Origin of the sequence: Enterobacter sp. 2VL, assembly GCF_005503595.1 — a bacterium.
Taxonomy (GTDB): domain Bacteria; phylum Pseudomonadota; class Gammaproteobacteria; order Enterobacterales; family Enterobacteriaceae; genus Enterobacter; species Enterobacter cancerogenus.
Map to the genome: position 1 here is coordinate 638,929 of NZ_SCNE01000002.1, position 13,235 is coordinate 652,163.

11 protein-coding genes are annotated in these 13,235 nt (G+C 56.3%); 7 read left to right on the top strand and 4 right to left on the bottom strand.

Annotated features, from left to right (window positions below; genetic code table 11):
* Positions 1 to 11: 11 nt before the first annotated feature.
* The 5 genes from acrB to FFS28_RS07445 all read left to right on the top strand — a co-directional run bounded on the left by acrB (position 12) and on the right by FFS28_RS07445 (position 5,651).
* Positions 12 to 3,158, top strand: a complete 3,147-nt coding sequence (gene acrB, locus FFS28_RS07425) for a multidrug efflux RND transporter permease subunit AcrB (protein WP_137849187.1) — start codon at positions 12 to 14, stop codon at positions 3,156 to 3,158.
* A gap of 510 nt (positions 3,159 to 3,668) precedes the next feature.
* Positions 3,669 to 4,043, top strand: coding sequence for an Hha toxicity modulator TomB (gene tomB, locus FFS28_RS07430; RefSeq protein ID WP_006176939.1), 375 nt, complete (start codon positions 3,669 to 3,671; stop codon positions 4,041 to 4,043).
* 27 nt (positions 4,044 to 4,070) lie between these two features.
* On the top strand, positions 4,071 to 4,289 hold the full coding sequence (gene hha, locus FFS28_RS07435) for a hemolysin expression-modulating protein Hha (RefSeq protein WP_006176938.1): 219 nt from the start codon (positions 4,071 to 4,073) through the stop codon (positions 4,287 to 4,289).
* 205 nt (positions 4,290 to 4,494) lie between these two features.
* Positions 4,495 to 5,046 (top strand): maltose O-acetyltransferase, encoded by a 552-nt coding sequence (gene maa, locus FFS28_RS07440; protein WP_102891332.1) that lies wholly within the window; start codon positions 4,495 to 4,497, stop codon positions 5,044 to 5,046.
* A gap of 116 nt (positions 5,047 to 5,162) precedes the next feature.
* Entirely contained in the window at positions 5,163 to 5,651 is a 489-nt protein-coding gene (locus FFS28_RS07445) for a YlaC family protein (protein ID WP_042320836.1), read from the top strand.
* On the opposite strand, the gene pdxR is transcribed toward FFS28_RS07445, so the two are convergent.
* Complete coding sequence (gene pdxR / locus FFS28_RS07450) at positions 5,602 to 7,062, bottom strand: MocR-like pyridoxine biosynthesis transcription factor PdxR (protein WP_137849188.1); 1,461 nt, start codon at positions 7,060 to 7,062, stop codon at positions 5,602 to 5,604. The genes FFS28_RS07445 and pdxR overlap by 50 nt on opposite strands.
* A gap of 101 nt (positions 7,063 to 7,163) precedes the next feature.
* Here pdxR and FFS28_RS07455 point away from each other — a divergent pair, with 101 nt between their 5' ends.
* Positions 7,164 to 7,874, top strand: coding sequence for a GNAT family N-acetyltransferase (locus FFS28_RS07455; RefSeq protein ID WP_058609365.1), 711 nt, complete (start codon positions 7,164 to 7,166; stop codon positions 7,872 to 7,874).
* Here the strand turns inward: FFS28_RS07455 and ykgO are convergent.
* Together ykgO and FFS28_RS07465 are read right to left on the bottom strand one after the other, a co-directional pair.
* Complete coding sequence (ykgO, locus tag FFS28_RS07460) at positions 7,871 to 8,011, bottom strand: type B 50S ribosomal protein L36 (protein ID WP_003859006.1); 141 nt, start codon at positions 8,009 to 8,011, stop codon at positions 7,871 to 7,873. The genes FFS28_RS07455 and ykgO overlap by 4 nt on opposite strands.
* A 2-nt stretch (positions 8,012 to 8,013) precedes the next feature.
* Positions 8,014 to 8,274, bottom strand: coding sequence for a type B 50S ribosomal protein L31 (locus tag FFS28_RS07465; RefSeq protein ID WP_006176933.1), 261 nt, complete (start codon positions 8,272 to 8,274; stop codon positions 8,014 to 8,016).
* A 231-nt stretch (positions 8,275 to 8,505) separates the two neighbouring features.
* Here FFS28_RS07465 and pdeB point away from each other — a divergent pair, with 231 nt between their 5' ends.
* A complete protein-coding gene (gene pdeB / locus FFS28_RS07470) occupies positions 8,506 to 10,074 on the top strand; it encodes a cyclic di-3',5'-guanosine monophosphate phosphodiesterase PdeB (protein WP_137849189.1) in 1,569 nt (522 codons plus the stop codon).
* A gap of 33 nt (positions 10,075 to 10,107) precedes the next feature.
* On the opposite strand, the gene FFS28_RS07475 is transcribed toward pdeB, so the two are convergent.
* Positions 10,108 to 13,200, bottom strand: a complete 3,093-nt coding sequence (locus tag FFS28_RS07475; protein WP_137849190.1) for a beta-galactosidase — start codon at positions 13,198 to 13,200, stop codon at positions 10,108 to 10,110.
* Positions 13,201 to 13,235 lie beyond the last annotated feature (35 nt).

The following is a 13,235-nucleotide window of genomic DNA, read 5'->3' on the forward strand; positions in this document are numbered from 1 at the left end:
GCCGTTAAGACATGCCTAATTTCTTTATCGATCGCCCCATATTTGCATGGGTGATCGCCATTATCATCATGCTAGCCGGGGGACTTGCGATCCTGAAGCTGCCTGTCGCGCAATATCCAACGATTGCGCCACCGGCGGTGACGATCTCCGCAACCTACCCAGGGGCTGATGCCAAAACGGTGCAGGACACCGTGACACAGGTTATCGAACAGAACATGAACGGTATCGATAACCTGATGTACATGTCCTCAAACAGTGACTCAACCGGTACGGTTCAGATCACCCTGACCTTCGAGTCAGGCACTGATGCCGATATCGCGCAGGTTCAGGTGCAGAACAAACTGCAGCTGGCGATGCCGCTGCTGCCGCAGGAAGTACAACAGCAGGGTGTGAGCGTCGAGAAATCGTCCAGTAGCTTCCTGATGGTTGTTGGCGTTATCAACACCAACGGCACCATGACGCAGGAGGATATTTCCGACTACGTAGGCGCCAACATGAAGGACGTGATCAGCCGTACGTCCGGTGTGGGTGACGTTCAGCTGTTCGGTTCCCAGTACGCGATGCGTATCTGGATGGATCCGAACAAACTGAACAACTTCCAGCTGACGCCAGTTGACGTGATCAGCGCCATTAAAGCGCAGAACGCCCAGGTTGCAGCCGGTCAGTTAGGCGGTACGCCGCCGGTGAAAGGCCAGCAGCTTAACGCCTCGATCATTGCACAAACGCGTCTGACCTCTGCGGATGAGTTCGGCAAAATTCTGCTGAAAGTGAATCCGGACGGTTCTCAGGTTCGCCTGCGCGACGTGGCGAAAGTGGAACTGGGCGGTGAAAACTACGACGTTATCGCCAAGTTCAACGGCAAACCGGCTTCCGGTCTGGGTATCAAACTGGCGACCGGCGCTAACGCCCTGGACACCGCGGCAGCGATCCGTGCAGAGCTGAAGAAGATGGAACCTTTCTTCCCGTCAGGTCTGAAAATCGTTTACCCGTATGACACCACGCCGTTCGTGCAAATCTCCATTCACGAAGTGGTGAAAACGCTGGTTGAAGCGATCATCCTTGTGTTCCTGGTCATGTATCTGTTCCTGCAGAACTTCCGTGCAACGCTGATCCCAACCATCGCCGTGCCGGTTGTACTGCTCGGGACCTTCGCGATCCTGGCGATATTTGGCTACTCGATAAACACCCTGACGATGTTCGGGATGGTGCTCGCCATCGGCCTGTTGGTGGATGACGCCATCGTGGTGGTCGAGAACGTCGAGCGTGTGATGGCGGAAGAAGGCCTGCCGCCGAAGGAAGCAACCCGTAAGTCGATGGGCCAGATCCAGGGCGCGCTGGTCGGTATCGCGATGGTACTGTCTGCGGTATTTATCCCGATGGCCTTCTTCGGTGGCTCCACCGGGGCGATTTACCGCCAGTTCTCGATCACCATCGTTTCCGCGATGGCCCTGTCGGTGCTGGTGGCGTTGATCCTGACGCCAGCTCTGTGTGCCACCATGCTGAAGCCAATTCAGAAAGGTGGCCACGGCGAGCATAAAGGCTTCTTTGGCTGGTTCAACCGCATGTTTGACAAGAGCACGAACCACTACACCGACAGCGTGGGCAGCATCCTGCGCAGCACCGGTCGTTACCTGCTGCTCTATATCATCATCGTGGTGGGCATGGCCTTCCTGTTCGTTCGTCTGCCAAGCTCGTTCCTGCCAGACGAAGACCAGGGCGTATTCCTGAGTATGGCTCAGCTTCCTGCAGGTGCCTCGCAAGAGCGTACCCAGAAGGTGCTGGATGAGATGACCGATTACTTCCTGACCAAGGAAAAAGACAACGTTGAATCCGTGTTTGCGGTTAACGGCTTTGGCTTTGCGGGTCGCGGTCAGAACACCGGTATCGCCTTCGTCTCTCTGAAAGACTGGTCCGAGCGTCCGGGTAAAGAGAACAAGGTAGAAGCAATTACCGGCCGTGCGATGGGCACCTTCTCGCAGATCAAAGATGCGATGGTGTTCGCGTTCAACCTGCCGGCAATCGTTGAGCTGGGTACGGCAACCGGCTTCGACTTCCAGCTGATTGACCAGGGCGGTTTAGGCCATGAGAAACTGACTCAGGCGCGTAACCAGCTGTTTGGGGAAGTTGCGAAACACCCTGACCTGCTGACCGGCGTGCGTCCTAACGGTCTGGAAGATACGCCGCAGTACAAGATCGACGTCGATCAGGAAAAAGCGCAGGCGCTGGGTGTGTCCATCAGCGACATTAATACCACGCTGGGTGCAGCCTGGGGCGGTAGCTACGTCAACGACTTCATCGACCGCGGTCGCGTGAAGAAAGTGTACGTCATGTCGGAAGCGAAATACCGTATGCTGCCGAACGATATCAACAACTGGTACGTTCGCGGTAGCAATGGTCAGATGGTGCCGTTCTCCGCCTTCTCTACCTCGCACTGGGAATACGGTTCACCGCGTCTGGAACGCTATAACGGCCTGCCATCGATGGAAATCCTCGGTCAGGCTGCAGAAGGTAAGAGTACCGGTGAAGCGATGGCGATGATGGAGCAGCTTGCCAGCAAACTGCCAGCGGGTATCGGCTATGACTGGACCGGCATGTCCTATCAGGAACGTCTGTCCGGCAACCAGGCCCCTGCCCTGTACGCCATCTCGCTGATCGTGGTCTTCCTCTGTCTGGCGGCGCTGTATGAGAGCTGGTCGATTCCGTTCTCGGTTATGCTGGTGGTTCCGCTGGGGGTTATCGGTGCGCTGCTGGCCGCTACGTTCCGCGGGTTAACCAACGACGTTTACTTCCAGGTGGGCCTGCTAACAACCATTGGGCTGTCGGCGAAGAACGCGATACTTATCGTGGAATTCGCCAAGGATCTGATGGAGAAAGAGGGTAAAGGCCTGATTGAAGCCACGCTTGACGCCGTACGTATGCGTCTGCGTCCCATCCTGATGACCTCGCTGGCGTTCATCCTCGGGGTGCTGCCGCTGGTTATCAGTTCCGGTGCCGGTTCCGGCGCGCAGAACGCCGTAGGTACGGGCGTAATGGGCGGGATGGTGACCGCGACCGTTCTGGCAATCTTCTTCGTGCCGGTGTTCTTCGTGGTGGTACGCCGCCGCTTCAGCCGCAAGAATGAAGATGTTGAGCATAGTCACCCGGTAGAACGTCACTGATACCGGTTTCACCTGATAAAAAGGCCGCATTTGCGGCCTTTTTTCTTTCTGATTAAAATCATAAATTACGCTTATTGCGGTTCTGTATATTTTCCGCCATCGTGAAAAGGCATATCATAATTAACTGAAAATTTAACAGGCGAATTTAGAATTTTTTTATTTCTATTTCTTCGCATACATTATTAGGAACATTCCTGGTTTTTTGTGCAACAGAGAGAGAAGTCTGAATCTGGACATCTAATGGCGTTAAGCTAACTCAATGAAACATAAGGAAGCCCTGAAAAAATAAGGTTATCGGGATAAAAAAATGCCGGCCCGAACGCACATTTGCGTAGAAGATCGCAGAGGCCGCTTTTAATTGTAATTTTTCGTAATAGCGCGGTGAAATCTTGATCAGAGTGGCTTATAGTTAGAGATATCAGGAACACAGCACCCGCGTGGCTAAGTGAGTTGTATCCATCCCGACAATGTTGTTCGGTGAGTAAGAAATCACTCAAAAGGGGATGCGCTATGGACGAGTACTCGCCAAAAAGGCATGATATTGCGCAGTTGAAATTTCTCTGCGAATCCTTGTACCATGACTGTCTTGCCAATCTTGATGAAAGTAACCATGGGTGGGTTAACGACCCCACCTCGGCCATCAATTTGCAGCTTAATGAGCTGATAGAGCATATCGCCACCTTCGCACTTAATTATAAAATTAAGTACAATGAAGATAATAAGCTGATTGAGCAAATTGATGAATATCTGGATGACACCTTTATGTTGTTCAGCAGTTACGGCATTAACGCACAGGATTTGCAGAAATGGCGTAAATCAGGAAATCGGCTATTCCGTTGTTTCATCAATGCAAGTCGAGCTAATCCTGTTAGCCTTTCCTGTTAAAATTATTACAATGACTAAGGTGAATTTATGTCTGAAAAACCATTAACCAAGATCGATTATTTGATGCGCTTGCGACGTTGTCAGTCACTGGACACGCTTGAACGTGTTATCGAAAAAAATAAATATGAGCTTTCTGATAACGAACTGGCTGTATTTTACTCAGCAGCGGATCATCGCCTGGCCGAGTTAACCATGAATAAGCTTTATGACAAAATACCGTCTTCCGTATGGAAATTTGTCCGTTAATTTTTGTACCTGGCTGTAGAGTGTCTACGTCAATGTTAGTGGGATTCCCTTTCGCGTTACGCCCCCCTGTGTGACACACAGGTCCCCGAGTGAAGAATCACTCACAACAATGTTGTGACTATCGTCACACCTGCCTTTTGGGAACGTTCCCTTTATGTTGAATTCCTTTTACCTTTAGGTCATCAACAAATGCTGAGAGGTTCCCATGAGTGAAGAAAAACGAAAGATGATTGCGGGCGAGCTGTATCGCCCTGGCGATGAAACGCTACGGGCCGATCGGTTGCGCGCGCGTCATCTGCTGCATCGTTATAACCACACCGCACCTGATGAGAAAGCAGAACGCACGGCCTTGCTGAAGGAACTGCTGGGGCAAAGCGAAGGCGCATATATAGAGCCGAGCTTTCGGTGTGACTATGGCTACAACATTTTTCTGGGCAACGATTTTTACGCCAACTTTGACTGCGTGATGTTAGACGTCTGCCCTGTCCATATTGGCGATAACTGTATGCTTGCACCGGGCGTGCATATCTATACGGCCACCCACCCGCTGGATCCGACAGAGCGCAATAGCGGGGCTGAATATGGCAAACCGGTGACCATCGGCAACAACGTCTGGATTGGCGGACGCGCGGTAATCAACCCTGGCGTGACGATCGGCGATAACGCGGTGATCGCCTCCGGCGCAGTCGTGGTCAAAGACGTTCCGGCGAATGCCGTGGTGGGCGGTAACCCGGCGAAGATCATTAAGATGCTGTAAGCCTGCCAGACGTAACTGTTATGGCTTTTCACCCCATAACTGTTACTTTCCTCCCCCCGGCCGCTCCCCTAAAATGAGCAGATCCCCTGTATTTTCACGATTCATGAAGGCAAAAAATGACAGAGATACAGCGCCTGCTCACCGCCACCATCGACGATCTCAACACCCGTGAAAAGCGCGACAATCGCCCGCGCTTTAGCATCAGCTTTATCCGCAAACATCCGGGACTGTTTGTTGCCATGTACGCCGCCTGGCTGGCCACGCTGGTTGTCATGATGACCTCCGCAACGCTTGCTGACTCGGTCTGGCTTCTGGTGGTGCTCTTTGTGGTGTTTAACGCGTTCTTCTTTTTTGACGTTAATCCGCGCTATCGCTATGAAGATATCGACGTGCTTGATTTCCGGGTCTGTTATAACGGCGAATGGTATAACACGCGCTATGTGCCGTCGGAGCTGATCGACAACATTCTTCATTCGCCGTCGGTCGATATCAGGCAAAAAGAGCAGCTGCAAAAAATGGTCTCGACCAAGGGGCAACTCTCTTTCTATGACGTCTTCACCCTTTCCCGCCCCGCTGCTGCACAATCAGCTGCTGTAAACGCCTGACAGCGGGTGTGAACTGCGAGGCAGAGGTATTACCGTACCCCAGCACCAGGCCGGTTTGCCCCTGCTTCGTCTCAAGGTAATATCCGCTCAGAGCCGCCGGTGCCAGCTGGAAGGCTCTCGCCTGCTGTGCTATTTCGCTGTCGTCGATGCCCTCAATCGCCACGGTAAGATGCATGCCCCCCTCTCCCGCCAGTACGCGATGTTCAGCGTGCAGTTCCGCGCTTAGCGTCTCGCGAAGCTGTCGGTAGCGTTTACGGTAGAGTCTGCGCATCGCCGCAAGATGCCGCGCATAATGCCCCTCCTCAATAAACAGCGCCAGCGTGCGCTGCTCGGCGCGATGACCGCCGCGCAGCAGCGAGCCGATAGCATGTCCCGTGGCCTTTGCCAGCGCAGGCGGGAGAACCATAAAACCAATCCGCAGCGACGGAAAAAGCGTTTTACTGAACGTCCCGAGATAAACCACCGGCGCGTTTTTTATCATCCCGAGCATCGCCGGAACCGGCTCACCGGCGTAACGAAACTCGCTATCGTAGTCATCCTCGATGATCCACGCCTTGTGGTGCTGCGCCAGCTCAAGCAGCGCCAGGCGTCGGCGCGCGCTGAGTACGCTCCCATAGGGAAACTGATGGGAAGGCGAGGTAAAAATCAGCGACGGGGCAGGCGCGGGCTGTGCTTCCCAGCGCATTCCCGCGTCGTCCACCGGCATACCCACCATCCTTACGCCGGATTTGGCAAACGCGCTTTTTGCTCCGGCATAGCCGGGGTTCTCCACCCAGGCGACGTCGCCTGGCTCGCTGAGCAGTTGAGTGCAGAGGTTAACGCCCTCCAGCGCCCCCTCGGTGATGACTATCTGGCTGGCCTCGCAGTTAATCCCCCGGGAAAGGGCCAGGTGACGGGCGATGGCCTCGCGCAACGCCGGTTCACCCGCCGGGTCGCCATAGCCCAGCAGGGCGCTGCCCTCCTCCCGCAAAACGCGATCGTACAGGCGTCGCCACAAAGGCAGCGGGAAATAATTGATAGCAGGCGTGCCGGGGGTCAATGCCATAACTGGCGTGTCGCGGGGCGTGGGTGTCGGCAGCAGGGTCACACGTTTTGCAAGCGTGACCGCAGGCTCGGGTAAATCCCTGGCGATAGCGCGCGGAGCCAGCTGCGCCACGCGCGTTCCCTGACGGTTACGCAGCAAATACCCTTCGAGCGTGAGCTGCTCCAGGGCCGCATTGACAGTGTTGCGCGAGAGGTTAAGCTGCTGCGCAACGGTGCGTGAGCCTGGCAGGCGGCTATCGGCGCGGAGCCTGCCGCCCAAAATCGCCTCCCGCAGCGTCAGATACAGGGTGCGCTGCAGCGTCTCGTCTTCACGCGCGTCGAGCGCATCCCTTAACAGGGCATGAAATTCATCGCCAGGTATATTCATTTTTCTCTCCCGTGGTACCACCAAAACATAACTCAGTGGTGCTTTTTAAGGAACCAGAACTTATCTACTCTGAGGGTCTACTGACGATGACGGGGAAAACAATGAATACAATCAATGCGTTTGGACAACCGATGGGCGATGCACTGGAAGACTGGCAGCCACGCCCCCATCCTGAGCGAGTGGTACTGACGGGCCGCTATTGTCGACTTGAACCTTTATGCGTCGGGCACGCACAGGCGCTGTTTTCCGCCTATCAGCTGGCGGAAGACACGCGCAGCTGGACGTGGCTGCTGCGCGAACCCGATGCCACCGCCGACGCGTTTGCCGGTTGGGTCGAAAGCGTCTGTGAACTCTCTGATCCCATGCATTTCACGGTGATTGATAATCAGACGCAGTCTCCGGTCGGCACGCTGGCGCTGATGCGTATCGATCCCGCCAACGGGGTTGTCGAAGTGGGTCATGTGCATTTTTCACCGCTGCTCAGCCGCACGGTAATGTCCACCGAAGCGCACGCTCTGCTGATGCGTTATGTCTTTGATACGCTGGGCTATCGACGCTACGAATGGAAGTGCAACAGCCTTAACGAGCCATCCCGCAAAGCGGCGCTGCGTCTGGGCTTTCAGTATGAAGGACGCTTTCGTCAGGCGCTGGTCACGAAAGGTCATAACCGGGATACGGACTGGTTTTCAATCATTGATAAAGAGTGGCCCGGGCTGGCGGTCGCCTTTGAGAAATGGCTTGCCACCGACAATTTCAGCGCCGATGGCAAGCAGGTAAGATCCCTGGAGAAGTGGCGAGATGCGCGCCTCTAACGCCTTTTTTTGCGTCCCTGTACCGCTTTAAAGCGCGGGTTAGATTTGCAAATGACGTACAGACGTCCCTTGCGTTTGACGATCTGGCAGTCGGGATGGCGCTGTTTGGCGCTGCGCAGCGAGTTAAGTACCTGCATGGTTAACCTCGCTTCGCATTAAGAAAGCCGCCAAAACGCTTGCGGAAGCGTGCTGCGCTGCCGTCCGTCGAGAACGTTTTTTGCTTACCGGTATAAAATGGATGCGATTTTGAAGAGACCTCGATGGTGATATACGGATAGGTTTCACCGTCGAGTTCAATTTCGCGGTCCGTTTTGATGGTCGAACCGACCTTAAAGTATTCGTTGGCACTGGTGTCATGAAACACAACGGTGCGATAGGCAGGATGGATATTTGGTTTCATCGTGGACTCTTCATGTATTGTTATAACATAACAAAATGATATCCGAGCGCTGGCGTAAAAACAACCCTCAATCACGCATCGCGTTGACAGCGATCTGTCCTGCATCCCCTTTTCTGAGCTAAAATCAATCGCTTTGACGCGCTATACGGTATTATTTGACGATAACGTCTTTCTCTTCTGAAGGGCTTACTCAGCGCCCCGGGGCGGGCATATGAGGAAGGATACAACCGCATGAGAACCCGACATCTGGTCAGTCTGGTAACAGGTATACTGATTTTTTCGGTGCTGGTCCCCATTTGCCTCAGCATCTGGCTGGCACACCGTCAGGCGGAAGAGAAATTTGTGGACGCGCTCGACGGTTATGCATCGCGCGTGCTGCTGCGCACGGATAAAGTGGTTGAGCAGGCGAAAGACGCGCTTTCACAGCTTCAGGCCCTGCCCTATCCCCCGTGCAGCCGTCTGCATCTGCGTGAAATGCGGCGGGTTGCCTTCTCCTTACGTTATATCCAGGAAGTGATTTACGCTGAGAATCTGAAGCCACGCTGCTCCTCTCTGGAACAGACCAGCGCCGCCGCCCCCTTTCCACCGCCAATACGCACCACGCATGATGGCTATGACGCCTGGCTGACCACGCAAAACGATCTGGGCTTTAATCACTACATGGCGGTGATGGGAAAGGGAAATTATCTGGTGATGATCGATCCTGAATCGCTGGTCGATGTGATCCCCTTTGGCGCCGTGCGTATGGATGCGGCTCTGATTGGTCACGATAATCACATTGTCTTTGCCAGCAGTGACACGCTCGAGCCGCAGATTCGCCATCAGCTGGAAACGCTGACGCCTGCACGTTTGCAGTTCAACGGTTCGATGTACGTTGCGAAATCGGTTCCCGATCTGGGCTTTACGGTGGTGACGTGGGCGGCGTTAAAACCGCTGGAAGCGTCCTGGCACCGGCAGCTTCTTGTCTGGCTTCCCTTCGGGATACTGGTCAGCCTGCTCGCGGCGCTGTTTGTTCTGCGGATCCTGCGCCGTCTTCAGTCTCCGAAGAACCGTCTGCAGGATGCCCTTAACAGCCGCGATTTTGTGGTTCACTACCAGCCTATTGTGAACCTGGAGAGCGGCAAAGTCGTCGGTGCCGAAGCGCTGAGCCGCTGGCCCCAGCCTGACGGCAGCAGCCTGTCACCGGATATCTTTGTGCCGCTGGCCGAGCAGACGGGCCTTATTTCACAGCTGACCCAACTGGTTATCGAAAAGGTGTTCGAGGATATGGGGCACTGGCTTCATCTGCATCCTGACCAGCATATTTCGATTAACCTAGCGCCTGCGGATTTGACCTCAGGCAAGATCCCCCCGCTGCTGCACAGCCTGCTGAACAAATGGGAAGTTCATCCCCGGCAGATAGCCCTGGAGCTGACCGAGCGCGGCTTTGCCGATCCCACCGTCAGCGCCCCGGCCATCGCCGCATTCCGCCGTTCAGGGCATGCTATCTATATCGATGATTTTGGTACCGGCTACTCCAGCCTGAGCTATTTGCAGGATCTGGACGTCGATACGCTCAAGATCGACAAATCCTTTGTCGATGCGCTGGAGTACAAAAACGTCACGCCGCACATCATCGAAATGGCAAAATCGCTGAAGCTGGCGATGGTTGCGGAAGGGATTGAGACAGAAGGCCAGCTTGCGTGGCTGCATCGTCACGGCGTGCAGTATGGACAAGGCTGGTACTACAGCAAGGCGCTGCCAAAGATGGAGTTTATTCTGTGGGCCGAACGCAATCTCGACCCGCATCAGCCTGAGTAAGTGCGGCCACGCTGGGTGGCCGCGTCGTGCAGATTAACGGTCGCGTTGTTGCCAGCTAAAGCTATAGCGCAACTGACGGTGTTGCAGGATAAATTCCGGTGACACGCTCGGGCTCCACGAATCATCGCCCCCCACGCCCATATGGAAAGCATCCAGGCTCAGCCAGCAGCCCGGCTCATCGCGCAGCAAATGCTGGTGCGTTGTCTCACGAAGCTGCCTCTGGCTATGACGGCTGACGGAGAAGTGGAAACGCCCCCGCAGCGCGTGCGCGCCGAAATCCAGTTCGCGCGTGTCGCAGCGCAGGCCGTTTTCCGTCGGGAAGATGTACGGCGTCTGCATGGCGTGCAGCGGTAACGTCCAGCGCCCCTGCTGTGCCGCCAGCTTACGGTCCGGGTAGTTTTCCAGCGGTCCTGACCCCAGCCACTGTATGGTTTCAGGCGTCTGCGCAAGCTGAACGCTCAGGCCAATCCGCGCCGGCTCGGGAATATCCGCCGCAACCTGCACCTGGACCTCCCCGTGAAGGATGCCTTCATCATCAATCCGCCAGATCTTGTGACTCAGGAATAACGCCTTGCCGCGATGCTCCCAGACATGACGCGTGGTCACGACCGCCTCGCCAGCCCGTTGTTCCGCCTCGCAGTGCAGCAGGCGCGGGGTAACATCGTACATTCCTGCCGCCTTCCAGCGCTCGACCCAGGCATTGGGATCGATGCGCGTGGCTTCGCTGACGCCGATATCGTTATCCAGCGGGGCACGCGTAAAGTTATCCGTCAGCGGCGTAAGCAGCGTTTCCGCGCCACGGTTCCGCCACCCGGAAAGGTGTCCTGAGACGCGATCAAACAGCCACTGCTGATGCCGGTGCGTAATTTCAAGTCGATCATCGCGCGTCACCAGAACCGGCGCACTGCCTTTGGGTTTTGACGGCGGGATGTACAGCGGAGCCGCAAGCGGCCACTGATCCCAGGCGCAGCGATGGTTTTCCCGTGACCATGGCGTCGCCCGCGGCTGGACGACCTCAACGTTAAGCCAGACCTCGCCCGGCGACGCGGCTAGCGCAGGCTGGTCGATCGCCAGACGCTGCGTGCGCTGCGGCGCAATGCACAGCGCTATCTCGCCGGAGGCCAGCACCTCGCCGTCACGCGCAATGGACCAATTCAGTCGCTCATTATCGGTGTTGCGGAACAGATAATCGCTTTGCACTTCAACCACCAGCGGGGAGGTGCTCGCCAGCCTGAACGTGAAGAATTGCTGGGCGCGCTGGGCCTCATACAGCGCCGGATGCGGAGTACGATCCGGAAAAACCAGCCCGTTCAGGCAAAACTGCCGGTCGTTTGGCTTATCGCCGAAATCGCCGCCGTAGGCCCAGAACTTGTTACCGTTTTCGTCTTTTTTGGTCAGCGCCTGGTCAACCCAGTCCCAGACAAACCCGCCCTGTAGGCGCGGATGGTCGCGAAACGCCTGCCAGTATTTGGCGAAGCCACCGAAGCTGTTGCCCATCGCATGGGCGTATTCGCAGAGGATCAGCGGACGCGTTTCATCCGGCATACCGATCCATTTCTTGATCGACCACTTAGGAACCGCCGGGAACGGCTGATCGCAATCAACGCGGGCGTACATCGGGCACACAATATCCGTCGCCGCCGTGTTTGCCCCGCCGCCTTCATACTGCACCGGACGCGTCGGATCGGTGGTTTTGATCCAGCGATACAGCGCATCGTGGTTGGCCCCGTGCCCGGACTCATTGCCCAATGACCAGATGATGATCGACGGATGGTTGCGATCGCGCTGCACCATGCGGGTCACGCGCTCGCTCATGGCGGGAAGCCAGCGCGGATCGTCAGCGAGGCGGCTCATCGGCACCATGCCGTGCGTTTCAATATTGGCCTCGTCGACCACGTACAGCCCATAGCGATCGCACAGGGAGTACCACAGCGGATGGTTCGGATAGTGCGAGCAGCGCACGGCATTAAAATTGTGCTGCTTCATCAATTCAATGTCGCGGCGCATTGTGGCTTCATCCATCACCTGCCCTCGCTCAGGGTGGTGTTCATGGCGGTTCACGCCGCGGATCAACAGCGGTTTGCCGTTTAGCTTCAGCAGACCGTTGCTGATTTCAACCCGACGAAAGCCGACATCGCAGGCCTCCACCTCCAGCACCTTGCCCTCACTATCCTGGAGCGCAAGCGTCAGACGATACAGCTCGGGGGTTTCCGCGCTCCAGAGGGCGGGAGCATCGACAGGCATCGACACCGTCAGCCGCTCATCCCAGCGGCCACGTTCATCCACGATAGCGGAGCCAGGACGCTGGCAGGCGCTGGCGCACGGTTCGCCGTTGCGCCACAGCGTTAACGCCACGCTGCAATCCGCATAGCGGGCACCGGCCAAGGCGACGTCAACCTTCAGCACCGCGCGGTCACACTCGGCGTTCAGATCGGTCGCCACGGTATAATCGGCAATCTGCGTCCCGGGCTTGTGCAGCAGCGTCACGTCGCGGAAGATACCGCTCATGCGCCACATATCCTGGTCTTCGAGATAGCTCCCGTCGCACCAGCGTAACACCATCACCGCCAGGCGGTTTTCCCCGGGACGCAGCGCGGTGGAGAGATCAAACTCGGCCGGCAGGCGGCTGTCCTGTGAATAGCCGATCCACTCCCCGTTGCACCACAGATGAAACGCCGAATTCACGCCATCGAAGATGATGCGGGTTTGACCGGTTTCCAGCCAGGCGTCATCCGGAGTAAATGTGAGCGAGTAACAACCCGTGGGGTTTTCAGCCGGAACGAACGGCGGATTGACGGCGATGGGGTAGGTGACGTTGGTGTAGATGGGCGTATCGAACCCCTGCATCTGCCAGTTAGACGGCACGGGCATCGCGACGGCGTCAGGCAGTTCGTCCGTCACCCACGCCTCGGGAACCTGCTCAGGGGCCGGGAACAGTGCAAACCGCCATTCGCCGTTCAGTGACCGCCTGCCCGGCGAATGTTCTTCCTCTCTGGCGCACCGCTCATCGCGCCAGCTATGAAGCGGCGCATGGGCCGCCAGACGATTCCACTGCGTAACGCCGGGATTTTCCCAGTCCCGACGCGCCAGAAGTGCGCTGAGGGTCAGCGGCTGTATATTGGACATAATAACCTCGTTGCGAAGCGCTCACAATTTTAGTC

Excerpts from the sequence above, each read along its gene's own strand:
- acrB (WP_137849187.1), top strand. The coding sequence starts at position 12 with ATGCCTAATTTCTTTATCGATCGCCCCATATTTGCATGGGTGATCGCC.
- tomB (WP_006176939.1), top strand. The coding sequence starts at position 3,669 with ATGGACGAGTACTCGCCAAAAAGGCATGATATTGCGCAGTTGAAATTT.
- hha (WP_006176938.1), top strand. The coding sequence starts at position 4,071 with ATGTCTGAAAAACCATTAACCAAGATCGATTATTTGATGCGCTTGCGA.
- maa (WP_102891332.1), top strand. The coding sequence starts at position 4,495 with ATGAGTGAAGAAAAACGAAAGATGATTGCGGGCGAGCTGTATCGCCCT.
- FFS28_RS07445 (WP_042320836.1), top strand. The coding sequence starts at position 5,163 with ATGACAGAGATACAGCGCCTGCTCACCGCCACCATCGACGATCTCAAC.
- pdxR (WP_137849188.1), bottom strand. The coding sequence starts at position 7,062 with ATGAATATACCTGGCGATGAATTTCATGCCCTGTTAAGGGATGCGCTC.
- FFS28_RS07455 (WP_058609365.1), top strand. The coding sequence starts at position 7,164 with ATGAATACAATCAATGCGTTTGGACAACCGATGGGCGATGCACTGGAA.
- ykgO (WP_003859006.1), bottom strand. The coding sequence starts at position 8,011 with ATGCAGGTACTTAACTCGCTGCGCAGCGCCAAACAGCGCCATCCCGAC.
- FFS28_RS07465 (WP_006176933.1), bottom strand. The coding sequence starts at position 8,274 with ATGAAACCAAATATCCATCCTGCCTATCGCACCGTTGTGTTTCATGAC.
- pdeB (WP_137849189.1), top strand. The coding sequence starts at position 8,506 with ATGAGAACCCGACATCTGGTCAGTCTGGTAACAGGTATACTGATTTTT.
- FFS28_RS07475 (WP_137849190.1), bottom strand. The coding sequence starts at position 13,200 with ATGTCCAATATACAGCCGCTGACCCTCAGCGCACTTCTGGCGCGTCGG.